25 protein-coding genes, 3 tRNA genes and 1 pseudogene are annotated in these 26,031 nt (G+C 71.0%); 19 read left to right on the forward strand and 10 right to left on the reverse strand.

Features of this window, described 5'->3' with window-relative positions; translation table 11 throughout:
• Positions 1–13: 13 nt before the first annotated feature.
• The 4 genes from ACTWQI_RS08715 to ACTWQI_RS08730 form a co-directional block, all read right to left on the reverse strand.
• A complete protein-coding gene (locus ACTWQI_RS08715; protein ID WP_443269086.1) occupies positions 14–595 on the reverse strand; it encodes a GTP-binding protein in 582 nt (193 codons plus the stop codon).
• Positions 576–983 carry a DUF742 domain-containing protein gene (locus tag ACTWQI_RS08720; RefSeq protein WP_443269087.1) on the reverse strand — a complete coding sequence of 136 codons (408 nt, stop codon included), beginning with the start codon at positions 981–983 and terminating at the stop codon, positions 576–578. The genes ACTWQI_RS08715 and ACTWQI_RS08720 overlap by 20 nt, the downstream gene beginning before the upstream one ends.
• Positions 984–1,101: 118 nt before the next feature.
• Positions 1,102–1,515, reverse strand: coding sequence for a roadblock/LC7 domain-containing protein (locus ACTWQI_RS08725; RefSeq protein ID WP_443269341.1), 414 nt, complete (start codon positions 1,513–1,515; stop codon positions 1,102–1,104).
• Positions 1,516–1,524: 9 nt separating this feature from the next.
• Positions 1,525–4,998: a nitrate- and nitrite sensing domain-containing protein gene (locus tag ACTWQI_RS08730; protein ID WP_443269089.1), complete on the reverse strand. Its 3,474-nt coding sequence runs from the start codon at positions 4,996–4,998 to the stop codon at positions 1,525–1,527.
• Positions 4,999–5,461: 463 nt separating this feature from the next.
• Here ACTWQI_RS08730 and ACTWQI_RS08735 point away from each other — a divergent pair, with 463 nt between their 5' ends.
• The 6 genes from ACTWQI_RS08735 (at position 5,462) to ACTWQI_RS08760 (ending at position 8,564) form a co-directional block, all read left to right on the forward strand.
• The gene (locus ACTWQI_RS08735) at positions 5,462–5,662 is read left to right on the forward strand and encodes a hypothetical protein (protein ID WP_443269091.1); all 201 of its coding nucleotides are present in this window, start codon (positions 5,462–5,464) and stop codon (positions 5,660–5,662) included.
• 83 nt (positions 5,663–5,745) lie between these two features.
• A complete protein-coding gene (locus ACTWQI_RS08740) occupies positions 5,746–6,528 on the forward strand; it encodes a fumarylacetoacetate hydrolase family protein (protein ID WP_443269093.1) in 783 nt (260 codons plus the stop codon).
• On the forward strand, positions 6,521–7,996 hold the full coding sequence (gltX, locus tag ACTWQI_RS08745; protein WP_443269095.1) for a glutamate--tRNA ligase: 1,476 nt from the start codon (positions 6,521–6,523) through the stop codon (positions 7,994–7,996). The genes ACTWQI_RS08740 and gltX overlap by 8 nt, the downstream gene beginning before the upstream one ends.
• A 242-nt stretch (positions 7,997–8,238) precedes the next feature.
• Positions 8,239–8,310: transfer RNA gene (locus tag ACTWQI_RS08750), tRNA-Gln, on the forward strand.
• A gap of 42 nt (positions 8,311–8,352) precedes the next feature.
• Positions 8,353–8,425, forward strand: a tRNA-Glu gene (locus ACTWQI_RS08755).
• A 66-nt stretch (positions 8,426–8,491) separates the two neighbouring features.
• A tRNA-Glu gene (locus tag ACTWQI_RS08760) sits at positions 8,492–8,564 on the forward strand.
• A gap of 56 nt (positions 8,565–8,620) precedes the next feature.
• Here the strand turns inward: ACTWQI_RS08760 and ndgR are convergent.
• The gene (ndgR, locus tag ACTWQI_RS08765; protein ID WP_443269097.1) at positions 8,621–9,337 is read right to left on the reverse strand and encodes an IclR family transcriptional regulator NdgR; all 717 of its coding nucleotides are present in this window, start codon (positions 9,335–9,337) and stop codon (positions 8,621–8,623) included.
• Between the two features lie 173 nt (positions 9,338–9,510).
• On the opposite strand from ndgR, the gene leuC reads away from it, so the two are divergent.
• The 4 genes from leuC (at position 9,511) to ACTWQI_RS08785 (ending at position 12,671) form a co-directional block, all read left to right on the forward strand.
• On the forward strand, positions 9,511–10,935 hold the full coding sequence (gene leuC, locus ACTWQI_RS08770; RefSeq protein ID WP_443269099.1) for a 3-isopropylmalate dehydratase large subunit: 1,425 nt from the start codon (positions 9,511–9,513) through the stop codon (positions 10,933–10,935).
• Between the two features lie 5 nt (positions 10,936–10,940).
• On the forward strand, positions 10,941–11,549 hold the full coding sequence (gene leuD, locus ACTWQI_RS08775) for a 3-isopropylmalate dehydratase small subunit (RefSeq protein WP_443269101.1): 609 nt from the start codon (positions 10,941–10,943) through the stop codon (positions 11,547–11,549).
• Positions 11,550–11,674: 125 nt separating this feature from the next.
• Positions 11,675–11,902 (forward strand): hypothetical protein, encoded by a 228-nt coding sequence (locus tag ACTWQI_RS08780; RefSeq protein ID WP_443269102.1) that lies wholly within the window; start codon positions 11,675–11,677, stop codon positions 11,900–11,902.
• A 145-nt stretch (positions 11,903–12,047) separates the two neighbouring features.
• Positions 12,048–12,671 carry an HU family DNA-binding protein gene (locus tag ACTWQI_RS08785; RefSeq protein ID WP_443269104.1) on the forward strand — a complete coding sequence of 208 codons (624 nt, stop codon included), beginning with the start codon at positions 12,048–12,050 and terminating at the stop codon, positions 12,669–12,671.
• Positions 12,672–12,778: 107 nt separating this feature from the next.
• Here ACTWQI_RS08785 and ACTWQI_RS08790 read toward each other — a convergent pair whose 3' ends face one another.
• Both ACTWQI_RS08790 and cofC read right to left on the reverse strand, forming a co-directional pair.
• Complete coding sequence (locus tag ACTWQI_RS08790) at positions 12,779–12,982, reverse strand: hypothetical protein (protein ID WP_443269106.1); 204 nt, start codon at positions 12,980–12,982, stop codon at positions 12,779–12,781.
• 44 nt (positions 12,983–13,026) lie between these two features.
• On the reverse strand, positions 13,027–13,749 hold the full coding sequence (gene cofC / locus ACTWQI_RS08795) for a 2-phospho-L-lactate guanylyltransferase (RefSeq protein ID WP_443269108.1): 723 nt from the start codon (positions 13,747–13,749) through the stop codon (positions 13,027–13,029).
• Between the two features lie 174 nt (positions 13,750–13,923).
• On the opposite strand from cofC, the gene ACTWQI_RS08800 reads away from it, so the two are divergent.
• From ACTWQI_RS08800 to ACTWQI_RS08810, 3 genes are read left to right on the forward strand one after another with little or no spacing between them, the layout of a single operon-like run.
• Positions 13,924–14,712: a lysophospholipid acyltransferase family protein gene (locus tag ACTWQI_RS08800; protein WP_443269110.1), complete on the forward strand. Its 789-nt coding sequence runs from the start codon at positions 13,924–13,926 to the stop codon at positions 14,710–14,712.
• The gene (locus ACTWQI_RS08805; protein ID WP_443269112.1) at positions 14,709–15,740 is read left to right on the forward strand and encodes an NAD(P)H-dependent glycerol-3-phosphate dehydrogenase; all 1,032 of its coding nucleotides are present in this window, start codon (positions 14,709–14,711) and stop codon (positions 15,738–15,740) included. Before ACTWQI_RS08800 ends, ACTWQI_RS08805 begins: the two co-directional genes overlap by 4 nt.
• Before the next feature lie 34 nt (positions 15,741–15,774).
• Entirely contained in the window at positions 15,775–16,923 is a 1,149-nt protein-coding gene (locus ACTWQI_RS08810) for a D-alanine--D-alanine ligase family protein (protein WP_443269114.1), read from the forward strand.
• Positions 16,924–16,927: 4 nt separating this feature from the next.
• Here the strand turns inward: ACTWQI_RS08810 and ACTWQI_RS08815 are convergent, their stop codons facing one another.
• Both ACTWQI_RS08815 and ACTWQI_RS08820 read right to left on the reverse strand, forming a co-directional pair.
• Complete coding sequence (locus ACTWQI_RS08815) at positions 16,928–17,428, reverse strand: DUF3515 domain-containing protein (protein ID WP_443269116.1); 501 nt, start codon at positions 17,426–17,428, stop codon at positions 16,928–16,930.
• 20 nt (positions 17,429–17,448) lie between these two features.
• Positions 17,449–17,682 carry an Lrp/AsnC family transcriptional regulator gene (locus ACTWQI_RS08820; RefSeq protein WP_443269118.1) on the reverse strand — a complete coding sequence of 78 codons (234 nt, stop codon included), beginning with the start codon at positions 17,680–17,682 and terminating at the stop codon, positions 17,449–17,451.
• 190 nt (positions 17,683–17,872) lie between these two features.
• On the opposite strand from ACTWQI_RS08820, the gene ACTWQI_RS08825 reads away from it, so the two are divergent.
• Positions 17,873–18,868: a thiamine-phosphate kinase gene (locus ACTWQI_RS08825; RefSeq protein WP_443269120.1), complete on the forward strand. Its 996-nt coding sequence runs from the start codon at positions 17,873–17,875 to the stop codon at positions 18,866–18,868.
• A gap of 10 nt (positions 18,869–18,878) precedes the next feature.
• Positions 18,879–19,688 carry a bifunctional hydroxymethylpyrimidine kinase/phosphomethylpyrimidine kinase gene (gene thiD, locus ACTWQI_RS08830; RefSeq protein WP_443269122.1) on the forward strand — a complete coding sequence of 270 codons (810 nt, stop codon included), beginning with the start codon at positions 18,879–18,881 and terminating at the stop codon, positions 19,686–19,688.
• A gap of 211 nt (positions 19,689–19,899) precedes the next feature.
• Here the strand turns inward: thiD and rpmB are convergent.
• Positions 19,900–20,010: pseudogene (gene rpmB / locus ACTWQI_RS08835) on the reverse strand (50S ribosomal protein L28); the annotation flags it as partial.
• A 291-nt stretch (positions 20,011–20,301) separates the two neighbouring features.
• On the opposite strand from rpmB, the gene ACTWQI_RS08840 reads away from it, so the two are divergent.
• The 4 genes from ACTWQI_RS08840 to coaD all read left to right on the forward strand — a co-directional run bounded on the left by ACTWQI_RS08840 (position 20,302) and on the right by coaD (position 26,008).
• Positions 20,302–22,320, forward strand: a complete 2,019-nt coding sequence (locus tag ACTWQI_RS08840; RefSeq protein WP_443269124.1) for a DAK2 domain-containing protein — start codon at positions 20,302–20,304, stop codon at positions 22,318–22,320.
• A 50-nt stretch (positions 22,321–22,370) separates the two neighbouring features.
• The gene (gene recG, locus ACTWQI_RS08845) at positions 22,371–24,605 is read left to right on the forward strand and encodes an ATP-dependent DNA helicase RecG (RefSeq protein WP_443269126.1); all 2,235 of its coding nucleotides are present in this window, start codon (positions 22,371–22,373) and stop codon (positions 24,603–24,605) included.
• A gap of 294 nt (positions 24,606–24,899) precedes the next feature.
• The gene (gene rsmD, locus ACTWQI_RS08850; RefSeq protein WP_443269128.1) at positions 24,900–25,499 is read left to right on the forward strand and encodes a 16S rRNA (guanine(966)-N(2))-methyltransferase RsmD; all 600 of its coding nucleotides are present in this window, start codon (positions 24,900–24,902) and stop codon (positions 25,497–25,499) included.
• 26 nt (positions 25,500–25,525) lie between these two features.
• Positions 25,526–26,008 (forward strand): pantetheine-phosphate adenylyltransferase, encoded by a 483-nt coding sequence (coaD, locus tag ACTWQI_RS08855; RefSeq protein WP_443269130.1) that lies wholly within the window; start codon positions 25,526–25,528, stop codon positions 26,006–26,008.
• Positions 26,009–26,031 lie beyond the last annotated feature (23 nt).

The raw sequence follows: 26,031 nt of genomic DNA on the forward strand, positions 1-26,031 counted from the left end.
CCTACGATGGCCCCTATTTCAGGCGGGCCATGAGGGCGTGTTCGACGAGGGTGATGAGTGCGCTCTTGGCCTCGCTGCGGTGGCGGGCGTCGGTGGTGATGATGGGGGCGTCGGGGCCGATCTGGAGGGCCTCGCGGACTTCTTCGGGGGTGTAGGGCTGGTGTCCGTCGAAGCCGTTGAGGGCGATGACGAAGGGCAGTCCGCTGTTCTCGAAGTAGTCGACCGCGGGGAAGCAGTCGGCCAGTCGCCGGGTGTCGACCAGGACGACGGCGCCGATGGCGCCGCGGACCAGGTCGTCCCACATGAACCAGAAGCGGTCCTGTCCGGGGGTACCGAAGAGGTACAGGATCAGGTCCTGGTCCAGGGTGATCCGGCCGAAGTCCATGGCCACCGTGGTGGTGGTCTTGTCCTGGACGTGGCTGAGGTCGTCGATTCCCGCCGAGGCGGAGGTCATCACGGCTTCGGTGCGCAACGGATTGATCTCCGATACCGCACCGACGAACGTGGTCTTGCCCACGCCGAAGCCGCCCGCCACCACGATCTTCGCGGAAGTGGTGGAGCGGGCCGCTGCACCGCTAGAGCTTCCGAAGTCCACTAAGCACCCTTTCGAGCAGTGTCACGTCCGGCGTACCGCCGGCTTCGCCGCTGCCACCCGGCTGATGGATCGCCACCATCCCGGCCTCCGCCAGGTCGGCGACGAGGATCCGGGCCACCCCCAGCGGCATGGCGAGCAGCGCGGAGACCTCCGCCACCGATTTGACCTCCCGGCACAGGTGGCAGATGCGCTGGTGCTCGGGGAGCAGCGCGGCAAGCTGGGCCAGCTCGGCCGTGGTGCTGACCAGTGCCTCGATGGCGAGCTGGTAGCGGGGCCGGGTCCGGCCACCCGTCATCGCATACGGCCGTACGAGCGGCTGGTCGCCTTCATCGCCGAACGACGCGTCCTGAGAGGCGCCGTACGGGCCGTGCGAATGGGGCGGGGTCATTGGAGTCCTCCGGGCGGGACAGCAGTGGTCGGCTTGCCGTCTGGGGGGCCGGTGGGGGGAAGGTGCTATCGGCCGGACGGGGTCGGTTGTTTCACGTACGAGGTTCGCGTTGTTCCGTTCAGTTGAGAAGGCTTCCTTGCAGTTCTGCGCGGAGGTCCGGGGTGAGGACGGTGCCCGCGCGGTCGACCAGGAGGGCCATCTCGTAGCCCACGAGGCCGATGTCGCACTCCGGGTGAGCGAGTACGGCGAGTGACGAACCGTCCGAGATGGACATGATGAAGAGGAAGCCGCGTTCCATCTCCACCACGGTCTGATTGACCGATCCGCCTTCGAAGATGCGGGAGGCGCCGGCCGTCAGCGAGGTCAGGCCGGAGGCCACGGCCGCAAGCTGGTCGGCGCGGTCGCGCGGGAACCCTTCGGACATCGCCAGAAGGAGTCCGTCGGCGGAGACCACCACGGTGTGCGACACCCCGGGGGTGTTGTCCACAAAACTGGTGATCAACCAGTTCAGGTTCTGCGCCGCCTGGCTCATCGGGCTCAACTAACGCTCCTGCTGGTAAGTGGGGCCGAAGCCTTGATTGTTACTGCCGCGACCATCGTCCGGGGGCGAGCCGGCCTGACGGCCCTGCTGGATGCCCCGGCGGAGATTGGTCAGCCGCCCGCGCACATCATCGGGCGCGCGCGAGACCTGGGGACCGGTGCGGGTCGCCTGCGACTGCGCGGCGGTGCCCGCGACAAGGTTGGCACGAGGCACTCGGCGCGGCAGCCCGGAGGTGGTGACGCCACCGGCTGCCGGCTGCCGGACCCGCTCGGCCTGCCGGCCCAGCTCGTCGTTGGGGGAAGTCCGCCACTCGGCGGTGGCGTGGGCGCCACCGTCGCTGTGGGCCGGTTCCCGCCGCGGCATCGGCGGCACGGGGGGCGAGGGCCGGTGCGTGGGCTGCGGCGGCACACTGGGCTGCGGTGGTGCACCGGACGAGGGCCGTCCGGTGGGCCGGGGCGGCGCGGGCGGGGTCGGAGGAGCCGGCCGCTCGGCCGGCGCCTGCTCGCGGTTGGGCCCGCCACGGAACCAGTCGGACTCCAGGGTGTCGAAGAGCGGGGTGCGCCCGTCGCCGGGGCCGGAGGTCCCCGGCAGGGCGTCCAGCTCGGACGGCGCCAGGGCGTACTGGCCGGTGTCGTGCGGCGACTGCCCGTCGGACTGCGGGCCGCCCCGGTCCGCACGGGGGCGCCGCGCGCCGGCGTCGACGTCCTCGTGGCCACGCGGGGTGTCCGCGGTGTCCCGGGGAGCCGTGGTGGGCCAGTCGTCGGCGCCCTGGCGGGCACCCCAGCTGGTGCCGGGGCGCTGTGTGTCGGCCGGGTCGCCCGGTCGGCCGGAGCCACCGGGCAGCTCGCCGGCAGGTCCGCGCGGCGGCAGCTGCGGGCGACCGCCCTGGGCGGACCGAGGGCCACCGGTCGCGGGCAGCGCGGGACGCGCGCCGTCGCCGGCCCCTTCGCCGTCGCGACCGTTCCAGCCGCCACCGCCCCGGCCGCCGCTGTCCCGGCCCGCCGGGCCCGCGGACGTACCGGGGCCGCTGCGGCCCTGGGAGCCGAAGCCGCCGGCGTCCTGGCGCGGTGCGTTGTCGAAGTTCCCGGTCCGGCCGCCCTGGGCGAAGCCTGCGCCCGCCCCTGCCGGGCCGCCGAAGGATCCGCCTGCGGGAGCGCCCGCACCGGCACCGCTGCCCGTACGCGTCGGCAGCCCGCTGCTCGTACGGCCCTGCTGCCTGGGCTCGTCGGCCCCCGGCAGCGCGGGGCGCGAGCCGCCGCCCGGCACCTGTCCGCGCGGCGTCATGCCCGCGAGCCGGCCGGCCGGGGCGCCGTCGGAGGGTGAGCCCCCGGGCTTGCCGGACTTCGAGGCTCCCTGCGCCACATCGACCGGCAGCATGACGAGCGCGGTCGTGCCGCCGGAGTCCGAGGGGCGCAGCTGGATGCGGATGCCGTGGCGCAGCGACAGCCGGCCGACCACGAACAGACCCATGCGCCGGGACACCGAGACGTCCACGGTGGGCGGGCTGGCCAGCCGCTCGTTGATCGCCGCCAGGTCCTCCGGCGAGAGACCGATACCGGTGTCGTGGATCTCGACCAGCACCCGCCCGTCGGGCAGTGCGTGACCGGTGACCTTGACCTTCGTCTGCGGTGAGGAGAACGATGTCGCGTTCTCCAGCAGCTCGGCGAGCAGGTGCACGAGGTCGTTGACCACGCGGCCCGCGACCTCGGTGGTCGGAACCGAGCTGAGCTCGATGCGCTCGTACTGCTCCACCTCGGAGGCCGCGGCGCGGAGCACGTCCACCAGCGGGACCGGGCGGGTCCAGCGGCGACCGGGCTCCTCGCCCGCGAGGACCAGGAGGTTCTCACCGTTCCGGCGCATACGGGTCGCCAGGTGGTCCAGCTTGAACAGCGAGGACAGCTGGTCCGGGTCGGCCTCGCGGCTCTCCAGCTCGGAGATCAGCGAGAGCTGGCGCTGGATGAGGCCCTGGCTGCGGCGCGAGAGGTTGGTGAACATCGCGTTGACGTTGCCCCGCAGCAGCGCCTGCTCGGCGGCCAGCCGGACCGCCTCGCGGTGCACGTCGTCGAACGCCGCGGCCACCCGGCCGATCTCGTCCCGGCTGTGCACACCGACGGACTCGACGGAGGTGTCGACATCCTGCGGGTCGGACTCGGAGAGCTGCTTGACCAGCTCGGGCAGCCGCTTCTGCGAGACGTCCTGCGCGGTGTCCTGCAGCCGCCGCAGCGAGCGGACCATGGAGCGGGCCACGACGAACGCGCCGACGAGCGAGACGCCGAGGACGAGCAGGATGACGGCACCGTTGATGATGGCTTCGCGCTGGGCACCGGCGCGCAGCTCGCGTGCCTTCTCCTCCATCTCGGAGAGCAGCGTCTGCTCGATCCGCGACATCTCGTCGATCTTGGTGGTGTCCTGGTCGTACCAGTCCTTGTACGAGCGGTTCTCGCTGGAGATCTGGCCGTCGGTCTTCAGGACCCGGGCGGCGTAGGTGTCCGCCTCGGTGATGATCGCGTTGCCGCCGTCGTCCAGGGCCTGCAGCAGCTCCTGGGAGCTGGAACTGCCGTCGTAGACCTGGATGAACTGCGCCAGGGAGGACTCCTCGCTCTCCTGCGCCGACTGGCCGAAGAGCCGGTCGTTGGCGGAGAGCTTCGGCTTGGGCTCGTGGGCGAGACCGGCGGCGATGACCGCGCGCTGCATGGACGCGAACTCCTTGGCCGAGGAGAACGACGCCAGGGCGCGGGTGCTGCGGATCATCTCGCTGTTGCTGGTGGCCTGCGCCATGTCCTGGGAGAGCGACAGCAGGGAGGAGATGAGCTCGTTGTAGCCGCTGACGGTCTGCGCGATGTACTCGTCGTCGTTGTACGCGGCGTTGCGGATCGACTTGATCTTCTCGAGCTGCTTGAGGATGTTGACCAGCGAGGAGTTGACGCCGACCAGGTCCTCTTCGTTCGAGGCCTCGATCTCCTGGGTGGCCTCGCGGAACGCCTGCTTCGCCCGGTCGGTCTTGTCCCGGGTGTAGACGACGTCGTCGTTCTTCTCGTCACCGTTGGCCAGCGGGCCCGCCGAGTGGTCGCGCTCCTCCTGGAGCGCCGATGCCAGCTCGGTGGCCTGCTTGGTCATCTCGGTCAGCAGCTTCATGTTGTCGAGCTGCTGGAGGTTGTCCATCGACGTGTCGATGCGCAATCCGCCCAGGGTCGTCGCGGCGACGACGGGCAGCGCCAGCAGTGAGACGAGGCGGGTGCTGATCCGCCAGTTGCGCAAGGCCAGGCGTGAGCCCGGCCCGGGCGTCGGCTTTGCCTGTGGCCGTATACCGGCCTGGCCGTCGCCTTGCGCGCTGTGCGCAAGGCTGGCCGAGCCTTGGTTGTCCGGCGTGGTGCCGGCACTTTGGGCGCGCTCGGGCGAGGAGGCGCGGTCGGTCCCGCCGCGTGGCTCATGAGCCGCCGCAGCGCTGCCATCCCTGTTGAAACGTCCCTGCACTAGCGTCGCAACCTCTGGACCAGGCGCCCCTCCGCGTGAACGGCGGGACGGTGTCGAGTCATTGTGGGGAACATTGGCCCCGGCGGTCCGTGGAATTCCAGCACAGTGCAGGATCTCCAACAAGGGCAGCGGGGGAGACCGTCATATCCATGACGCTGTGTGAATAATGCGCGACGGTACGTAGAACCGAAGTCGGGGATAACGGACTTTTCCCTGCCAGGAGCGCTGCCGGGCTTGGTGTCCCAGTAGCGGGGATCGGGTCGGTAAGGGTCGCTTACGTCAAGAAATGTCCGTTTTAACCCCCTGGATTTGGTGACCGAATTGCGATGTTTTCCGAAGTCTCGGTGAGCAAGCTCACAGACCACGCGGCGCATCTTTCAGTGATCTCCTGGGAAATGCGCGCCTAGCCTGTCGCTTGACACAGAAAGCCCGAACGACAAGCGATGACGCGAGGCACACACCGGTGAAGACGACGATGATGTTCCGCAACATAGCGAACCCGCGACGCACCACGCTGGCGCACCTCACGGACGCCGAGGAGCTGGGAACCGTGGGAATCGTGGGAACCGAGATCCCGGAGCACTCCGTCGAACTGCCCGTGATCGAACTGCCTGTGCAGACCGCGAACCCGCGCCGCACGACCCTGGTCGACGCGCCGGAGTAGCCGGACGGGTCGACCCTGGCGGCGCACGGGGCCGCGATAGCCTGAAGTATCAGTCTCCCGGCCGTGATCAGTGAAGGCTTCCCGTGCGCATCGCCAGGTTCTCCCTCGACGGCAACGTCGCCTTCGGCGTGGTGGAGGGTGACCCTTCCGCCCAGGAAGGGCCCGTCCTCGACATCATCAAGGGCCACCCTTTCGCCGAGTTCGAGCGCTCCGGACAGAAAGTCCCGCTGAGCAAGGTCCGCCTGCTGCCGCCCGTCCTGCCCAGCAAGGTCGTCGCGATCGGCCGCAACTACGCCGAACACGCCGCCGAGCTGGGCAACGAGGTCCCTGACCTCCCGGTCGCCTTCTTCAAGCCGTCCACCGCCGTGATCGGCCCCGGCGACCCCATCGCGTACCCCTCGTTCTCCAACGAGCTCCACCACGAGGCCGAGCTGGCCGTGGTCATCGGCCGGATGTGCCGCGAGGTCCCGCGCGAGCGGGTGCGGGATGTCGTCCTCGGCTACACCTGCGCCAACGACGTCACCGCCCGTGACGTCCAGCAGCGGGAGATCCAGTGGGCCCGGGCCAAGGGGTTCGACACCTCCTGCCCGCTCGGCCCCTGGGTGGAGACCGACCTCGACCCCGGTGACCTGGGGATCATGTGCACGGTCAACGGTGAGCAGCGCCAGCTGGGCCGTACGAGCGACATGATCCGGTCGATCGAGGACCTGATCGTGCACGTCAGCGAGGCGATGACGCTGCTTCCCGGCGACATTCTCCTCACCGGCTCCCCGGCGGGGGTAGGCCCGCTCAACGTCGGCGACGAGGTCGCCGTCACCATCGAAGGCATCGGCACTCTCACCAACAAGGTGATCAAGCGTGGCTAGCGCACCCGTACGCGTACGTTTCTGTCCCTCCCCGACCGGCAACCCCCATGTCGGCCTGATCCGCAGCGCCCTGTTCAACTGGGCGTACGCCCGGCACACCGGCGGCACGCTGGTCTTCCGCATCGAGGACACCGACGCGGCCCGTGACTCCGAGGAGTCCTACAACCAGCTCCTGGAGTCCTTCCACTGGCTCGGCTTCGACTGGGACGAGGGCCCCGAGGTGGGCGGCCCGCACGCGCCGTACCGCCAGTCGCAGCGCATGGACATCTACGCCGACGTCGCCCGCAAGCTCCGGGAGCGCGGCTTCGCGTACCCCTGCTACTGCACTGCCGAGGAGCTGGAAGAGCGCCGCGAGGCCGCCCGCGCCGCCGGCCGGCCCTCCGGCTACGACGGCATGTGCCGTGACCTGACCGCCGGGCAGGTCGAGGCGTACGAGCGCGAGGACCGCACTCCGATCATCCGGTTCCGGATGCCGGACCGGCCGATCACCTTCACCGACCTGGTGCGCGGCGAGCTGACCTTCACCCCGGAGAACGTCTCCGACTTTGGGCTCGTCCGGGCCAACGGCGCCCCGCTCTACACGCTGGTCAACCCGGTCGACGACGCGCTGATGGAGATCACGCACGTGCTGCGCGGCGAGGACCTGTTGTCCTCCACCCCGCGCCAGATCGCGCTGTACGGGGCGCTGGCCGAGATCGGCGTCGGCAAGGGCACCACCCCGCAGTTCGGCCACCTGCCCTATGTCATGGGCGAGGGCAACAAGAAGCTCTCCAAGCGTGACCCGCAGTCCTCGCTGAACCTCTACCGCGAGCGCGGCTTCCTGCCCGAGGGGCTGCTCAACTACCTCTCATTGCTGGGCTGGTCGCTCGCCGCCGACCGTGACGTCTTCACGATGGACGAGATGGTCGCCGCCTTCGACATCTCCGACGTCAACGCCAACCCGGCGCGCTTCGACCTGAAGAAGGCAGAGGCGATCAACGCCGATCACATCCGCCGGATGGACGTGAAGGACTTCATCGAGGCCTGCGGTCCCTGGCTGAAGGGCCCGCAGGCGCCGTGGGCCCCGGAGGCGTTCGACGCCGCCGCGTTCGAGGCCCTGGCGGCCCTGGCCCAGACCCGCCTCACCGTCCTCTCCGACATCACGGCCAACGTCGACTTCCTCTTCCTGGACGAGCCCGTCGAGGACGAGGCGTCCTGGCAGAAGGCCATGAAGCCGGGCGCCGACGCCATCCTGAAGACCGCCCGCGAGAAGCTGGCCGCCGCCCAGTGGAACGCCGAGGCCTTGAAGGAGGCCGTCCTCGCCGCGGGCGAGGAGCACGGTCTGAAGCTCGGCAAGGCCCAGGCTCCGGTCCGCGTCGCGGTCACCGGCCGTACGGTCGGCCTGCCGCTCTTCGAGTCGCTGGAGGTGCTGGGGCGGGAGCGCACCCTGGCCCGCGTCGATGCCGCGCTGGCGAAGCTGACGGCGTAACGCGTCGCGTATGAGCCTGCGGGGTGGCAGCTTGCGCTGCTGCCGCCCCTCAGGCGCGGTGCTACCGCTGGGGGTGCCCCCTGCGGAGGTCGCAGGGCAGAACAGGGCCGCCGCGCGGGGATACCCGTTTTGGAGCGCCGTCCGGCATCGGGTAATGTTCTTCCTGCGCCGCCCGAGCGGGCCGAGAGGCCGGAGTCGGAGAGCGTCAACCGAACAAAACCCCGCAGGGGGTTGCGTTTTGGTGGGGTATGGTGTAATTGGCAGCACGACTGATTCTGGTTCAGTTAGTCTAGGTTCGAGTCCTGGTACCCCAGCAAGAGATCGCGGGTTGTGAATCTCTTGATCAGAAGTGCCAAGCCCCCGTTGTGTAGCGGCCTAGCACGCTGCCCTCTCAAGGCAGTAGCGCCGGTTCGAATCCGGTCGGGGGTACTGATCCTTCCTTCCGCCACCATCCGGGTCGCCCCCGGAGGCGGCGACGAGACAAGGATCGCCAGGGCCCCCGTTGTGTAGCGGCCTAGCACGCCGCCCTCTCAAGGCGGTAGCGCCGGTTCGAATCCGGTCGGGGGTACGCATCGGAAAGCCCCTCCTCGCGGAGGGGCTTTCGCGTTGGGCTGCGGCCCGGGCTCAGGTGCTGCGCCGCAGCGCCTCGGTCAGCCGCCCGGCCGCGTCGACGACCGCCTGGGCGTGCATCCGGCCCGGGTGACGGGTCAGCCGCTCGATCGGTCCGGAGACCGAGACCGCGGCGACCACGCGGTTGGACGGCCCGCGCACCGGCGCGGAGACCGAGGCCACGCCCGGCTCCCGTTCACCGATCGACTGAGCCCAGCCCCGACGCCGTACGCCCGACAGCGCGGTCGCCGTGAAGCGGGCGCCCTGGAGACCGCGGTGCAGCCGCTCCGGCTCCTCCCAGGCCATCAGGATCTGGGCCGCAGAGCCGGCCTTCATGGGCAACGTGGAGCCCACGGGCACCGTGTCCCGCAGTCCGGACAGCCGCTCCGCCGCGGCCACGCAGATCCGCATATCGCCCTGGCGCCGGTAGAGCTGGGCGCTCTCGCCGGTCACATCGCGTAGGTGGGTGAGCACCGGCCCGGCCGTGGCCAGCAACCGGTCCTCGCCGGCCGCCGCGGCCAGCTCGGCCAGCCGGGGACCGAGGATGAACCGGCCCTGCATGTCCCGCGCCACCATGCGGTGGTGCTCCAGAGCCACCGCGAGCCGGTGCGCCGTGGGGCGGGCGAGACCGGTCGCGGCGACGAGGCCGGCCAAGGTGGCCGGACCTGATTCGAGGGCGCTGAGGACCAGCGCTGCCTTGTCGAGAACGCCGACGCCGCTAGAGTTGTCCATGCAACGATACTCGCGTCTCACTCTATGAAACGCAAGTTCAATTTTCTGCGGAACCCGTCACTCTGGGATGACGGGCCGACGACCACGGCCCGACGGGCACCGACCGGTACGGGGCTCGGGCCGGGGCAGAGGAATCGAGCAGGGCCGGCAACCGGCCGGCCGGAGGGAAAGCGATGGGACGGACACTGGCGGAGAAGGTCTGGGACGACCACGTCGTCCGGCGCGCCGAAGGCGAGCCCGACCTTCTCTTCATCGATCTGCACCTGCTGCACGAGGTGACCAGCCCGCAGGCCTTCGACGGGCTCCGCAAGAACAGCCGCCCGGTGCGTCGCACCGACCTCACCATCGCCACCGAGGACCACAACACCCCCACTCTCGACATCGACAAGCCGATCGCCGACCCGGTCTCGCGCACCCAGCTGGAGACGCTGCGCAAGAACTGCACCGAGTTCGGTGTACGGCTGCACCCGCTGGGCGACGTCGAGCAGGGCGTCGTCCACGTCGTGGGCCCGCAGCTGGGACTGACCCAGCCGGGCATGACGGTGGTCTGCGGTGACAGTCACACCTCCACCCACGGCGCCTTCGGTGCGCTGGCCTTCGGCATCGGCACCAGCCAGGTCGAGCATGTGCTGGCCACGCAGACGCTGCCGATGGCCCCCTTCAAGACCATGGCGATCACCGTCGACGGCGAGCTGCCCGAGGGCGTCACCGCCAAGGACCTGATCCTGGCGATCATCGCCCGCATCGGCACCGGCGGCGGTCAGGGGTATGTGATCGAGTACCGCGGCTCGGCCATCGAGCAGCTCTCGATGGAAGCCCGGATGACCATCTGCAACATGTCCATCGAGGCGGGCGCCCGGGCCGGCATGATCGCCCCGGACGAGACCACCTTCGCCTACCTCAAGGACCGCGCCCACGCTCCCGAGGGCGCCGACTGGGACGCCGCGGTCGAGTACTGGCGGACCCTGCGCACCGACGAGGACGCCGTCTTCGACCACGAGGTGGTCATCGACGCCGCCGAGCTGGCCCCGTTCGTCACCTGGGGCACCAACCCCGGCCAGGGCGCGCCGCTGTCGGCCACGGTGCCCGACCCGGCCTCGTACGTAGATGCTTCGGAGCGCTTCGCCGCCGAAAAGGCCCTGGAATACATGGGGTTGGCGCCGGGGCAGCCGCTCCGCGAGATCTCCGTGGACACCGTGTTCGTAGGCTCCTGCACCAATGGGCGGATCGAGGACCTGCGCTCCGCGGCCGCGATCCTGGACGGCCGCCAGGTCGCCGAGAGCGTCCGGATGTTGGTGGTCCCCGGCTCCGTACGGGTCGCGCTGCAGGCCGTCGAGGAAGGGCTGGACAAGGTGTTCACCGCGGCCGGTGCCGAGTGGCGCCACGCGGGCTGCTCGATGTGCCTGGGCATGAACCCCGACCAGCTGAAGCCCGGCGAGCGCTCCGCATCCACCTCCAACCGCAACTTCGAGGGACGGCAGGGCAAGGGCGGCCGTACCCACCTGGTGTCGCCGCAGGTTGCCGCCGCCACCGCGGTCCTCGGCCACCTCGCCTCGCCCGCCGACCTCGCCGACGCCCCGACCCTCGTGGAGGCCTGAGAACCATGGACGCTTTCACCACGCACACCGGCCGGGCCGTCCCGCTGCGCCGCAGCAACGTCGACACCGACCAGATCATCCCGGCGCACTGGCTCAAGAAGGTCACCCGCGACGGCTTTGAGGACGGGCTCTTCGAGGCCTGGCGCAAGGACCCGGAGTTCGTGCTGAACCGCCCTGAGCGGCAGGGCGCGACGGTGCTGGTGGCCGGTTCCGACTTCGGCACCGGCTCCTCCCGCGAGCACGCCGTCTGGGCCCTGCAGAACTACGGTTTCAAGGCCGTGATCTCCTCCCGTTTCGCCGACATCTTCCGCGGCAATTCGCTCAAGAACGGCCTGCTCACGGTCGTGCTGCCGCAGCAGACGGTGGAGCAGCTGTGGGAGCTGAGCGAGGCCGATCCGACCGCGGAGATCACCGTCGACCTCGTGGCGCGGCAGGTCCGGGCCCAGGCCCCGGACGGATCCCAGCTGACCGCCGAGTTCGAGCTCGACGAGAACGCCCGCTGGCGATTGCTGGAGGGACTGGACGACATCAGCCTCACTCTGAAGAACGAGGCCGACATCGCCGCGTACGAGGCGACTCGCCCGGCCTTCAAGCCCCGGACTCTGGGGGTCTGATCGCCGCTGATCAGCGCGCTTCCCGCACTGCGCCCTCTGCCGCACGGCAGGGGGCGCAGTGGCGTCCGGGGACGCCGTTGACATCCCACTAAGCGACAACTCGCCTCAGATGGCACAATCGGTGCATGGACCGCGACAGCCAACTCGAGCTCTACGAGGCCGTCGCGGGCCGGCTCAAGGAAGCGCACACAAGGGTGCGCTCGCTGCAAGTCCCGGAGGGCGTACGGATGGCGCTGTCCCGGAACCTGCTGGTCATCACTGCTGCGGCGAAGCGTGATCTCGCCGGTGCGGCAAGGCGTCTGGACCAGTTCATGAAGGACCTCGACGAGGGTCGGTTCCCCGAAGACGAGTGAGGTCGACGGAGCTGGTGTGACGGTCGAGTTCGTTGCGGCACAAGGGTGATTAGCCCGTTTCGTGTTTGATTTGCGGTATATATCTGCCTAACGTGCGAAAAAGCTTGAACACTTTCGTTCCGGCAATGTCTCCGAAGGGGAAGACGTGAACAAGGCGCAGCTGGTGGAAGCGATTGCCGACAAGCTCGGTGGGCGGCAGAACGCCGCCGAGGCTGTCGACGCGGTACTGGACGCGATCGTGCGTGCAGTTGTCGCCGGAGACCGTGTTTCGGTCACCGGTTTCGGTTCGTTCGAGAAGGTGGACCGCCCGGCCCGGTACGCCCGTAACCCGCAGACCGGCGAGCGGGTGCGGGTCAAGAAGACCTCGGTGCCCCGCTTCCGCGCGGGTCAGGGCTTCAAGGACCTGGTCAGCGGCTCGAAGAAGCTGCCGCGGGGCGGTGAGGTGGCGGTGAAGAAGGCCCCCAAGGGCAGCCTCCAGGTGGCGGCGAAGAAGGCGGCGGGCAAGAAGGCCGTGGCCAAGAAGGCGGCCCCGGCGAAGAAGGCGGCGGCCAAGAAGGCCGTGGGCAAGAAGGCGGCAGCCAAGAAGGCTCCGGCCAGGAAGGCTCCAGCGAAGAAGGTCACTGCGAAGAAGGCCCCGGCCAAGAAGGTCACGGCCAAGAAGGTCACTGCGAAGAAGGCTCCGGCCAAGAAGGTCACGGCCAAGAAGGCCCCGGCGCGCAGGGCCACAGCGCGCAAGACCACCGCCAAGAAGTCGGCAGCCAAGAGGTAGATCCTCACGCGCCGGGCCGGACTCCCCTCGGGGAGCCCGGCCCGCGGTGTTTTTCGCCGCCTGGGGGCTGTGCCCGGCCTCGGCGCGGTCTCCTGGAGCGCCGGCCCTCAGAGGGTCTGCAGCGTGACCAGGGAGATTCTGCGGCTCTCGCCCTCACCCGCCAGCTCGATCCGCACGCGCTGTCCGGGCCTCAGCAACCGCAGCCCGCCCGCGTCGAACGCCTCCGCGCCGAAGGACAGCGGTGTGCCGTCGTCGAGCAGCACGCTGCCGGACCGGGTTTCGGGGTCGTACGTGTACGCGGTCGCCTGCATGGGCCTCACCATAGTCGCCGTCCGGAACCGCCGATGTCTCCGGCTCAGGTCTCCGAGTACTGGGCCGGCCCCTCCGCCTCGGGTGCCGGACGCGGCCGGACCTCTGCCGTGGCCCAGAGCCGGGCCGTGTGGGCGCCCACGCCCAGCGCCAGAGCCGCGCGCAGATCAGTGCCGGTGTCCACATCGCGGCGCATCGAATCGAGGTCGTTCAGCAGGATCTCCCGTGCCCCGGAAGCCAGGTGCCGGTCCCGGGACAGCCCTCCGAAAGCCGGGGCGAGGTCCACGCCTCGCGCCGCCGCCAGAAATGTGGTTCCGATTCCCGCCGCATCGGTCAGAAATGCCCGGGGAAAAGCGTCCGCGGCCGCGAGTGCGCGTTCCAGATCCGCCGTCCGCAGGGCCGGAAGGTCGGCGCTCAGGGCAGCCACCGGGGCGTCCGGGCGGCTTCCGCGGACGATCCGCGCACCGTGGGCCAGCGCGGCGTTCAGCCCGGCACCGGGGGCGTCCGGCACCGCCCACGCCCCCAGGGCGGCCACTTCCGCCGCCGCCAGTTGATCGTCGGTGACGACCACGACCTCCCTCACACGGGCACAGGCCAGCGCGGCGACCACCGTGTCCTGGGCGAAGGCCAACGCCAGTCCCGGTCTCAGACCGTCCCCGGCGGCGGGTGTGAGCCTGCTCTTCGCCGCGGACAGCGGTTTGAGCGGGACCACCAGCGACCATCCGCCGTGGCCCTCGGCAGCCTCTCGGACGCTTCCGACTCTTCGCATCGGCCTCATTCTCACCTTCCCCCCAGCTACCGCTGGGGGTACCCCCACGCGACCGCCGCCGCAGCCACCCGGGACCTGCGGGGTTACCGTGTTCTCGACAGAGCGGGAGCCTGGGGCCACACTTGTGCGGCTGTCCGTCCGCAGCTCAGCAGGTCCCATGAGGAGGGTGTCCGAGTGTCCCGCCGCAGAATCGGCTTCTGGTACCGCCTGGCCGCGGTGATCGCAAAACCGCCGTTGGTGGTGCTGTTCAAGCGGGACTGGCAGGGAATGGAGCACATCCCGGAGGACGGCGGTTTCATCACCGCGGTCAACCACAACTCGTATCTCGACCCGCTCTCGTATGCGCACTTCCAGTACAACAGCGGCCGTGTCCCGCGATTCCTGGCGAAGGCCGGCCTCTTCAAGGCGCCGTTCGTCGGCATGATGCTCCGCGGCACCGGCCAGATCCCCGTCTACCGCGAGTCCACGGACGCCATAGGCGCCTTCCGCGCCGCCGTCGACGCCATCGAGCGCGGGGAGTGCGTCGCGTTCTACCCCGAGGGCACCCTCACCCGCGACCCCGACCACTGGCCGATGCAGGGCAAGACCGGTGCGGCGCGCGTCGCACTGCTCACCAAGGCGCCGGTCATCCCCGTCGCTCAGTGGGGCGCGAACCAGGCAATGCCGCCGTACGCCGAGGAGTGGCCGCGGCTGTTCCCGCGTAAGACGCTGCATGTGAAGGCCGGTCCGCCGGTGGACCTGTCCGCGTACTACGGGGTGGAGCCGACGGCCGAGGTGCTGCGTGCCGCAACCGACCAGATCATGGCGGCGGTCACCGAACTCCTCTCCGAGATCCGGGGCGAACCCGCACCGGACGAGCCGTACGACCACCGAACGGCCCGCGCGGAGCAGCGCAGGAAGGCGCAGAAACGGGCGGCGACCGCGGGGAACGCCAGGGAGCGGGAGCAGGAGGAGAGCAAGTGACGCGCTGCGCGGTCTTCGGCACCGGATCCTGGGGCACTGCATTCGCGATGGTGCTCGCCGACGCCGGCTGCGAGGTGACCCTCTGGGGCCGCCGTGCGGAGCTCGTGGCGGCCATCAACACGGGCCGTACGAACCCGGACTACTTGCCCGGCATCGAACTGCCCGCATCGATCGGCGCCACCACCGACCCCGCGGAGGCCGCCCGCGGAGCGGAGTTCACGGTGCTCGCCGTGCCCTCGCAGACGTTGCGCGGCAACCTCGCGCGGTGGGCGCCGCTGCTGCCCTCCGACACCGTGCTGGTCAGCCTGATGAAGGGCGTCGAACTCGGCACCGCGAAGCGGATGAGCGAGGTCATCGAGGAGGTGGTCGGCAAGGCGCCGGGAGCTGCTGACGCCGGAGGGGACGTCAGGAGCCGGGTCGCCGTGCTGACCGGGCCCAATCTCGCGAAGGAGATCGCCGCCCGGCAGCCCGCCGCCGCGGTGGTCGCGTGCGTCGACGAAGAGGTGGCGCAACGGCTCCAGGCCGCCTGCCACACCCCGTACTTCCGCCCGTACACCAACACCGACGTGGTCGGCTGTGAACTGGGCGGCGCGGTCAAGAACGTCATCGCGCTGGCGGTGGGCATCGCCGACGGCATGGGGCTCGGCGACAACGCCAAGGCGTCGCTCATCACCCGGGGGCTGGCCGAGACCAGCCGGCTCGGCCTGGCGATGGGTGCGGACGCCCACACCTTCGCCGGTCTGGCGGGCATGGGCGACCTGGTCGCCACGTGCTCCTCGCCGCTCTCCCGCAACCACACTTTCGGCACCAACCTCGGCCGGGGCATGACGCTGGAGGAGACCATCGCGGTCACCAAGCAGACCGCGGAGGGCGTCAAGTCCTGCCAGTCCGTGCTCGATCTGGCTCGCCGTCACGGGGTCGACATGCCCATCACCGAGACGGTCGTCGGCATCGTCCACGAGGGGAAGCCGCCGCTCGTCGCCCTCAAGGAGATGATGTCCCGCAGCGCCAAGGCCGAGCGGCGCTGACGTGGCCGGAACTGTTCGGTAGGGTCGTCGCGATATGAGCAGCCAGTCCTCCCCCCAGAGCCCTCAGCGCAAGCCGCGCGTCGCCGTCGTCTTCGGCGGGCGCAGCTCCGAGCACGCCATCTCCGTGGTCACCGCGGGCGCCGTGCTGCGCGCCATCGACCGGACCAAGTACGAGGTGCTGCCCATCGGCATCACCACCGACGGCCGCTGGGCGCTGACCGCCGACGACCCCGAGCGGATGGCCATCGCCGACCGGCGGCTGCCGAGCGTCGAGCAGCTGACGGAGTCGGGCGAGGGCACCGTGCTGCTGCCGGTCGACGCGGCCAGCCGCGAGGTCGTCTACACCGAGCCCGGTGCGGTGCCGAAGGCGCTGGGCGAGGTCGACGTCGTCTTCCCGGTGCTGCACGGGCCGTACGGCGAGGACGGCACGATCCAGGGGCTGCTGGAGCTGTCGGGGGTGCCGTACGTCGGCGCGGGGGTGCTCGCGTCCGCCGTCGGGATGGACAAGGAGTACATGAAGCGAGTGTTCATCTCCTTCGGGCTGCCCGTCGGTCCGTACGAGGTGATCCGGCCCCGTGAGTGGGAGCAGAATCCGTCCGCTGCGCGCAAGAAGATCGTGGACTTCGCGGCCGACCACGGCTGGCCGGTCTTCATCAAGCCCGCGCGCGCCGGCTCCTCCATGGGCATCACCAAGGTCGACGGGCTGGCGGACCTGGAGGAGGCGGTGGCGGAGGCCCGGCGCCACGACCCCAAGATCCTGGTGGAGTCGCTGCTGCGCGGACGGGAGATCGAGTGCGGCGTCCTGGAGTTCGAGGACGGGCCGCGGGCCAGCACCCCCGCCGAGATTCCTCCCGTCACCGCTCACGACTTCTACGACTTCGAGGCGAAGTACATCGATTCCGCGACCGGCATCGTGCCCGCGCCGCTCACCGCCGAGCAGACCGCCCGCGTCCAGGAGCTGGCCGTACGGGCCTTCGACGCCGCCTCCTGCGAGGGCCTGGTCCGCGCGGACTTCTTCCTGCTGGAGAGCGGGGAGTTCGTGATCAACGAGATCAACACCATGCCGGGGTTCACCCCGATCTCCATGTACCCGCGGATGTGGCAGGAGAGCGGAGTGGGCTACCCGGAGCTGGTGGACCGGCTGATCCAGGCCGCGTTGCGCCGCCCCGTCGGGCTGCGCTGAGCCCTCAGAGGGTTGTGGGCACGGTCTTCTTCACGGCGCTCGCGAGGTCGGTCAGAGCATTGACCTCGGGGGCGTACTCCCCGGGGACCGTCACCTCGACGAACGCCTTGCGTCCCGTGGTGGTGAAGCGGTACCCGTCCTCCTGCTTCTCCAGCAGCCAGGTGACACCGTTGACCTCCACCCCGTCGGCCGTGGGGTTGTAATGTTCGCTTCCAGGCGTCAGCAGTTCGGGGCGTGGAACCCCGCACCGCAGCTGCACGGCCGGGTCGCCCCAGTTGGCGGCGAAATCGGAGTCCGGCCCATCGGCACTCCGGTCGAGCCCGTCCACGGTCGCGGGCAGCCGGTCCTGCAACGCACGGCACACCGTGGCGGCCTCCGCGGAGGGGGTGGGAACCGGGCGCACGCCGGAGCCGTCCGTCAAGGAACAACCGGTGACGGCGCCGACGGCCGCGATGGTCAGCGCGGCGGCCGGGAGCCGGATGCGCCGAGGAGAGGAAAGACTCACCGGCCGAGCATAAGCGGGGGCTACAGATGAACCACCGGGCAGGTCAGGGTGCGGGTGATGCCGTCCACTTGCTGGACCTTCGCGACCACCATGCGACCGAGCTCATCGACCGTCTCGGCCTGGGCGCGCACGATCACGTCGTAGGGACCGGTCACGTCCTCGGCCTGGATCACCCCCGGGATCTTGGCGATGGTGTCGGCGACGGTCGACGCCTTGCCGACTTCCGTCTGGATCAGGATGTACGCCTGTACCACGGAACCTCCAGGGCGGCCACGAGGATCATGGGGGGAGAAGGGACGCCACGGTACCGCGTCGCCGAGCGGCACGGGGAGACCCGCGCGGCCGACGGCGCGCTCCGGGGGCGGGCAGGATCGACACGTTGACCGTACCGACACCACTGTCGGCGCGCGAGCGCAAGCGCACCGGGGCAGAAGGGGCACAGCGATGAAGGGCACCGTGGGCGAGTTGGGGGAGTTCGGGCTCATCAGGGAGCTGACCTCCCGGCTCACCACCACCCCCGCCGTACGGATCGGACCGGGGGACGACGCCGCGGTGGTCGCGGCGCCGGACCGGCGGGTCGTGGCCAGTACGGACCTGCTGCTTGAAGGCCGGCACTTCCGCCGCGACTGGTCGACGGCCTACGACGTGGGCCGCAAGGCGGCCGCGCAGAACCTCGCCGACATCGCGGCCATGGGCGCGGTGCCGACCGCGCTGCTGCTCGGTCTGGTCGTACCCGCCGACCTTCCCGTGACCTGGCCGACCGAGCTGATGGACGGCATCCGCGACGAGTGCCAGGTTGCGGGGGCGGCCGTGGTGGGCGGCGATGTCGTACGGGGCGACACCATCACCGTCGCCATCACCGCCCTCGGCGACCTGCGCAACCATGAGCCGGTCACCCGGGCGGGGGCCAGGCCCGGCGACGTCGTCGCCGTGACGGGCTGGCTGGGCTGGTCGGCGGCCGGGCACGCGGTGCTCTCCCGGGGCTTCCGCTCGCCGCGCGCCTTCGTGGAGGCGCACCGGCGGCCGGAGCCGCCCTACCACGCCGGACCGGCGGCCGCCGGGCTGGGCGCGACGGCGATGACCGATGTCAGCGACGGGCTCGTCGCCGACCTCGGACACATCGCGGAGGCCAGCAAGGTCCGGATCGACGTGCGCTCGGCGGCGATTGACATCCCCACGCAGATGTCCGACATCGGGCAGGCGGTCGGGGTGGACCCGCTGACCTGGGTGCTGGGCGGGGGAGAGGACCACGCGATCGTGGCGACCTTCCCGCCCGATGTGAAGCTGCCCGCGCGGTGGCGGGTGATCGGTGAGGTGCTGCACTGCTCGGTGAGCGGCCTCCGGCCGCGGGCGTCGGCGCTGCCGCAGGTGACGGTGGACGGGGCGCCGTGGGACAAGGGCGGCTGGGATCACTTCGGGGACATCGAGGACGCCCAGTAGATTCGCCCGTATGCAGATAACCCGGCAACCGCCGCACGTGCCGCCTCGGGCGCTCACTGTCGCCGGATCGGACTCCGGTGGCGGTGCGGGCATCCAGGCCGACCTCAAGGCGATGCTCGCCCTCGGGGTCCACGGGATGAGCGTGGTCACCGCCGTCACGGCGCAGAACTCGTTGGGCGTGCAGGGCGCGTGGGAGGTCCCGGCCGAGGCCGTACGGGCTCAGTTCCGCAGTGTCGTCGACGACATCGGCGTGGGCGCGGTGAAGACCGGCATGCTCGCTTCCGCGGAGTTGGTGGAAACCGTCGCGGAACTACTCGCGGACGTCGGGGCGCCGGTGGTGGTGGACCCGGTCGGGGTCTCCAAGCACGGGGACCCGCTGCTCGCGTCCTCGGCGCTCGACTCGGTCCGTACCCGGTTGTTGCCGGTGGCGACGGTCGCCACCCCGAACCTGGACGAGGTGGCGCAGCTGACGGGCGTACGGGTGTCCGGCGAGGACGACATGCGCCGGGCCGCGGATGCGGTGCTGCAGTACGGGCCCCGCTGGGCCTTGATCAAGGGCGGCCACCTGGCGGGAGAAGCCGTGGATCTGCTGACCGACGGCCGCGAGGAGCACTGGCTGCGGGCGGTACGGCACGACAACCGGCATACCCACGGCACCGGTTGCACGTTGGCGAGCGCGATCGCGGCAGAACTCGCGAAGGGCCGCCCGGTGCCGGAAGCGGCGGCCACAGCGAAGGAGTACGTCACGGCCGCGATCGCGGCGGGCTTCCCGCTGGGCGAGGGCATCGGTCCCGTCGACCACGCCTGGCGCTGGCGCTGAGCGTCGCGTTGTGGGCACAACGCAACCATCGGGCCGCACCCGACGACGAAACCTGAGCCGAAACGTAGAAAAGCCGGCTCACCCGTGAGGTGAACCGGCTTCGTACAACCGGGAGGGCCGCGCTACGACGCGAACGTCAGCGCGAGACCTTGCCGGCCTTGATGCACGAGGTGCAGACGTTGAGCCGCTTCGGCGTCCGCCCGACCACAGCGCGCACCGTCTGGATGTTGGGGTTCCAACGACGGCGGGTGCGGCGGTGCGAGTGCGAGATGTTGTTGCCGAAGCCCGGCCCCTTGCCGCAGACGTCGCAGTTGGCAGCCACGGGTCACTCCAAAGACGGGTCACCCTCGCTTGCGCGAGGAGACAGACACTTACGGTAATTCCCGGCGTCGCCGTGGTCAGGGATTGACCGGCAGTGCCAGGGGGAATGGCCCGATTCTCATCGGGCAACCGGAGCAGCATACAACGGCCGCTCGCGTACAACGAAACTACCATGGCCGCCAGAGCCCCGAGGCCTGGCGGTCTCGGGGCCGCGACTACCCTGCGGTGCGGATCTCCCCCACCCGCCACCCTGGGTTCCCTACCCACCGACCCCGGTCCGAGGAGGACGCAGGTGCCGCACACCCTCGACGCGACCACGGTACGCACGTGGTGCGGGCTCGCTCTCGAGGCGCTGGGGCAGGCCCGGGAGGGCATCGACGCGATCAACGTCTACCCGGTGGCGGACGGTGACACCGGGACCAATCTGTATCTGACCGTGGAGTCGGCGGCCCAGGCCGTGGACGCCGTCTTCGCGGCCCACGCGGCCGTGGCCGACGCGAGCGGTCCGGCGCTGCCCGATGCGGTACGGGCGATGGCCCACGGCGCCCTGATCGGGGCACGCGGCAACTCCGGCACGATCTTGGCACAGCTGTTGCGCGGCATGGCGGACGTCCTGGCGGTGGACCGCCCGGGACCTGCGGCAGACGCGGAGAGGCTGCGCCAGGCGTTGCGCCGCGCCGCGGAGTCGGCCTATCAGGCCGTCGCCCACCCCACTGAAGGCACGGTCCTCACCGTCGCCGCCGCCGCTGCCGACGCGGGCGAGCGCGCCGCAGGCGGCGTCGCCGAGGTGGCGCGTGCCGCTTACGAGGGGGCGCGCGTTGCACTGGACGCGACCCCGGGACAGCTCGACGTGCTCCGCCGCGCCGGTGTCGTGGACGCGGGCGGCTGTGGCCTGGTCACCGTCCTCGGATCGCTGTGCGCAGCGGTGTCCGGCGAGCGGCCCATGGACCCGGTCATCTCCGGTACGACGCGCCTCCCCGCCGACGCGTACCTGTCCGACGCCCTGCGGCCGATCCGCCCCGGCGCTGCCGCGGAAGAGCAGAGCACCGCAGAACGTCGCACGCCGGCCGGAACCGGGGACGGCGCCGGACCGGCTCAGGCACCGGGCCCGGCCGGCATCCCGGCCCCCAGCCGACCCGGCCGTACCCAGCCGGCCGCGATCCCGGGCAGGGACGACGCCGTCGCGGCGGCCCGTGCATCGCGGGGTGCGGGGACTGCTCGCCGCGACTGGTCACCCCGCGCGGAGGCCGCGCACCCGGGGGCCCTCCTGAGCACCGCGGTCCCGTCTGCGGGGAGCTCGTGCATGCCCGCCGACGTCGGCACCGACGGCGCCCCCGGGCGGGCCGACGACGTCGTACGACCGGGACCCGCCTACGAGGTGATCTACCTGCTGGACGCTGACGACGAGGCCGTCGCCGAGCTGCGGGGGCGGCTCGACGCGCTCGGTGACTCGCTCGTCGTCGTCGGTGGCGACGGCCTGTGGAACGTCCATGTGCACGTGGACGACCCGGGCGCCGCCGTGGAGGCGGGCATCCACGCCGGGCGGCCCCACCGCATCCGGATCACTCACTTCGCCACGGCGTCCGGGGCCGGCACCGGCTTCGCGCAGGACGAGACGCTCGCCGACTCCGGTGCGGAGCGCGAGCGCACCGCCCGCGCCGTTGTCGCGGTGGTCCCCGGGGAAGGGCTCGCCGCGCTCTGCCGGGAGGCCGGGGCGAGCGTGGTCACCGCACGCCCCGGAGAGCCACCCGCGAGCGGCGAGCTGGTGCAGGCCATCCGCCGGGCGCACGCGCGCGAGGTCGTCCTGCTGCCGGGCGACGCGGCCCTCCGGCACACCGCCGCCGCGGCCGTCGAGCAGGTGCGCGCCGAAGGCGTACGAGTCGCGCTGATCCCCACGCGCTCCAGCGTCCAGGGCCTGGCCGCGCTCGCGGTCCACGAGCCCGGCCGCCGATTCGACGAGGACGTGGTGGCCATGACGTCCGCCGCCGGCGCGACCCGGTGCGCGGAACTCGCCGTCGCCGAGCAGCAGTCCTGGACCTCGGCCGGGGTCTGTGAGGCCGGGGACGTCCTCGGGCTCATCGACGGCGACGTCGCCGTGATCGGCGCCGACCTCGGCGGAACCGCTGCGACCGTACTGGACCGGATGCTCGCCGCCGGCGGGGAGCTGGTCACGCTGGTGCTCGGCGCCGGAATCCCCGACCACCTCGGCGACCGGCTTCAGGCTCACGTACGGGACAACCACCTCGCCGTCGACACCGTGGTCTACCGGGGCGGCCAGCTGTCCGTACCGCTGCTCATCGGGGTGGAGTGAGGCGCGAGGGCACGCCGTAGGGCCCGCCGATGTCACACCGATGGTGTGCAATGGACTGCGTGCCCGCCCTGGATGAATCCCTGAAGAAGACGGTCGGCGGCAACACCGCGAAGGTGATGGCCGACCAGCTCGGCCTGCGCACCGTGGGGGACCTGCTGCACCACTACCCGCGGCGGTACGCGGAGCGGGGCGAGCTGACCCGGCTCTCCGACCTTCCGCTGGACGAGCACGTCACGGTCGTCGCCCAGGTCGCCAAGGCCGCGAAGAAGACCTTCCACCGAGGCAAGGGCGTGCGGCTGGAAGTCGTCGTCACCGACGGCAGCGGGTCCCTCACCCTGGTCTTCTTCGGCCGCGCGGCGCACCACCACGAGCGGGAGCTGCTGCCCGGCCGGCGCGGCATGTTCGCCGGCAAGGTCACGGTCTTCAACCGCACTCGCCAGCTCGCGCACCCCGACTACGAACTGCTGGACCGCGTGAGCGGCGCCGATGCGGCCGAGGCCGTGGACAGCTTCGCCCATCAGCTGCTGCCTCTCTACCCCGCTTGCAAGCAGCTGCCGTCGTGGCGGATCGCCAAGTCGGTGGGCGCCGTCCTGGACACCTTCGAGGCGGACGGCTGGCAGCACCTCACCGATCCGCTGCCCGAGGAACTGCGGGAGCAGCGGGGGCTGGAGACCCTGCCCGAGGCGTTCCGCAAGGTGCACCGGCCGCGCACCAAGGCCGACATCGCCCGTGCCCGCGACCGCCTCAAGTGGGACGAGGCGTTCGTCCTGCAAGTCGCGCTGGCCCGGCGGCGATACGCGGACGCGCAGCTGCCCGCCGCGCCCCGCGTCCCGAGGCCCGGAGGGCTGCTGGACGCCTTCGACGCCAAGCTGCCCTTCACCCTCACCGAGGGCCAGCGGAAGGTCTCGCAGCAGATCTTCGACGACCTCGCCACCGAGCACCCCATGCACCGCCTCCTCCAGGGCGAAGTCGGCTCGGGGAAGACCATGGTGGCGCTGCGCGCGATGCTCGGCGTCGTCGACGCAGGAGGCCAGGCCGCGATGCTCGCGCCCACCGAAGTCCTCGCCCAGCAGCACCACCGCTCGATCGTCGAGATGATGGGCGACCTGGCGGAGGGCGGAATGCTCGGCGGCGCGGAGCAGGCCACCAAGGTCGTGCTGCTCACCGGCTCCATGGGGGCCGCCGCCCGCCGCCAGGCGCTGCTCGACCTGGTCACCGGCGAGGCGGGCATCGTCATCGGCACCCACGCGCTGATCGAGGACAAGGTCCAGTTCCACGACCTCGGCCTGGTCGTCGTGGACGAGCAGCACCGCTTCGGGGTCGAGCAGCGCGACGCGCTGCGGGCCAAGGCCGAACGGCCGCCGCACCTGCTGGTGATGACGGCGACCCCGATTCCGCGCACCGTCGCCATGACCGTCTTCGGCGACCTGGAGACCTCCGTCCTCGACCAGCTGCCGGCCGGCCGGTCGCCGATCGCCAGCCATGTCGTACCGGCGCAGGACAAGCCGCACTTCCTCGCCCGGGCCTGGGAGCGGGTGCGCGAGGAGGTCGAGGCGGGACACCAGGCGTACGTCGTCTGCCCCCGGATCGGCGACGAGGAGGACGTCGCGGCGGAACGGGCCGGGAAGTCCCCGGAGACCGCCGTGTCTCCGGAGGACGAGGTCGAGCGGCGGCCGCCGCTCGCCGTCCTGGACGTCGCCGAGCAGCTGACGAAGGGCCCGTTGAGCGGTCTGCGGGTGGAGATTCTGCACGGCAGGATGCAGCCCGACGCCAAGGACGAGGTGATGCGCCGGTTCGCCGCGGGCGACCTGGACGTCCTGGTCGCGACCACGGTCATCGAGGTCGGGGTGAACGTCCCGAACGCCACCGCAATGGTGATCATGGACGCCGACCGGTTCGGTGTCTCGCAGCTGCACCAGCTCCGCGGCCGGGTCGGCCGCGGCAGCGCTCCCGGCCTGTGCCTGCTCGTGACGGACATGCCGGGGCCGACCCCCGCTCGTTCGCGGCTGGATGCGGTCGCCGCGACCCTCGACGGCTTCGAGCTGTCCCGCGTCGACCTGCAGCAGCGGCGCGAGGGCGATGTGCTGGGCCAGGCGCAGTCCGGCGTCCGCTCCTCGCTGCGGATGCTCGCCGTCATCGAGGACGAGGACGTGATCGTCGCCGCCCGCGAGGCGGCCGTCCGGATCGTTTCGGCCGACCCCGAGCTGACCGGCCACCCCGAGCTCCGGACGGCGCTGGACGCCCTGCTGGACGCCGAGCGCGAGCAGTACCTCGACAAGGGCTGAGGCGGTTCGCGTCGGGCCTCGACCACTGCCGCTCCGTATTGCCCTCAACCGCGCCGTGCGCGCGCTCGCGCTTTCGCGCTATGCCCCGCCCGCGGTGGTGGGTCGATCGCGGAGTCGGCCCAAGGCCAGGCACCGGTCGGAGGCCGGGGTCGGCGATCGTGACGGGCCCGCGGCTCCGCCGGATCCCCGCAGCTGTCCTGGTCGAGGGGTCCGCCCGGAGGCGGGACGCCATATCGTGGAGGGGCGGCGGCCGTGCGGGGCCGCTGCCCCGCCCACAACGAAGGACCGGAGCCCATGACCCGCGTGATCGCCGGAGCCGCCGGCGGACGCCGCCTGGCCGTACCGCCGGGCACCGGCACCCGTCCCACCTCCGACCGGGCGCGCGAGGGGTTGTTCTCCACCTGGGAGTCGCTGCTCGGCGGCCTGCGGGGCATGCGTGTGCTCGACCTGTATGGCGGATCGGGCGCCATCGGGCTCGAGGCGCTCTCCCGCGGGGCCGGTCATGTGCTGCTCGTCGAGGCCGACGCCCGTGCCGCCCGGGTCATCCGGGAGAACGTCCGCGCCATCGGCCTTCCAGGAGCCGAAGTCCGCACCGGGCGGGCCGAGCAGATCCTCGCCGGGCCGGCTCCCGAGGCCCGCTACGACGTGGTCTTCCTCGACCCGCCGTATGTGGTCACGGATGACGATCTCCGCGAGATCCTGCTCACACTCCGGCGTCAGGACTGGCTCGCCGACGACGCCCTCGCCACCGTGGAGCGCAGCACCAGAGGCGGTGAATTCCGGTGGCCTGCCGGATTCGACGGTCTGCGAGCGCGTCGCTACGGCGAAGGCACGCTTTGGTACGGTCGCGCCGCCTCGACGCGCCCCACCGAGAAATCCGCCAGCGTGTCATGATCGGACCGGAGAGCGAGGAACGACTCTTGCGCCGCGCAGTCTGTCCGGGGTCCTTCGACCCCGTCACCAACGGACACCTCGACATCATCGCCCGTGCGTCCAAGCTCTACGACGTCGTGCACGTGGCCGTGATGATCAACAAGTCCAAGCAGGGCCTGTTCACCGTCGACGAGCGGATGGATCTCCTCCGCCAGGTCACGGCCGAGTACGGCAACGTCGAGGTCGAGGCCTTCCACGGCCTCCTCGTGGACTTCTGCAAGCAGCGGGACATCCCCGCCATCGTCAAGGGTCTCCGCGCCGTCAGCGACTTCGACTACGAGCTCCAGATGGCCCAGATGAACAATGGGCTCTCCGGTGTCGAGACCCTCTTCGTGCCCACCAACCCGACGTACAGCTTCCTCTCCTCCAGCCTGGTGAAGGAGGTCGCTGCCTGGGGCGGCGACGTCTCCCACCTGGTGCCTCCGGTGGTCCTGGAAGCCCTCACCAAGCGCTTCGCCGAGCGCAGGTGACTCTTCTCGGTCTGACGTTTCGC

It is taken from the genome of Streptomyces sp. KR80 (genome assembly GCF_052245555.1).
Taxonomy (GTDB): domain Bacteria; phylum Actinomycetota; class Actinomycetes; order Streptomycetales; family Streptomycetaceae; genus Streptomyces.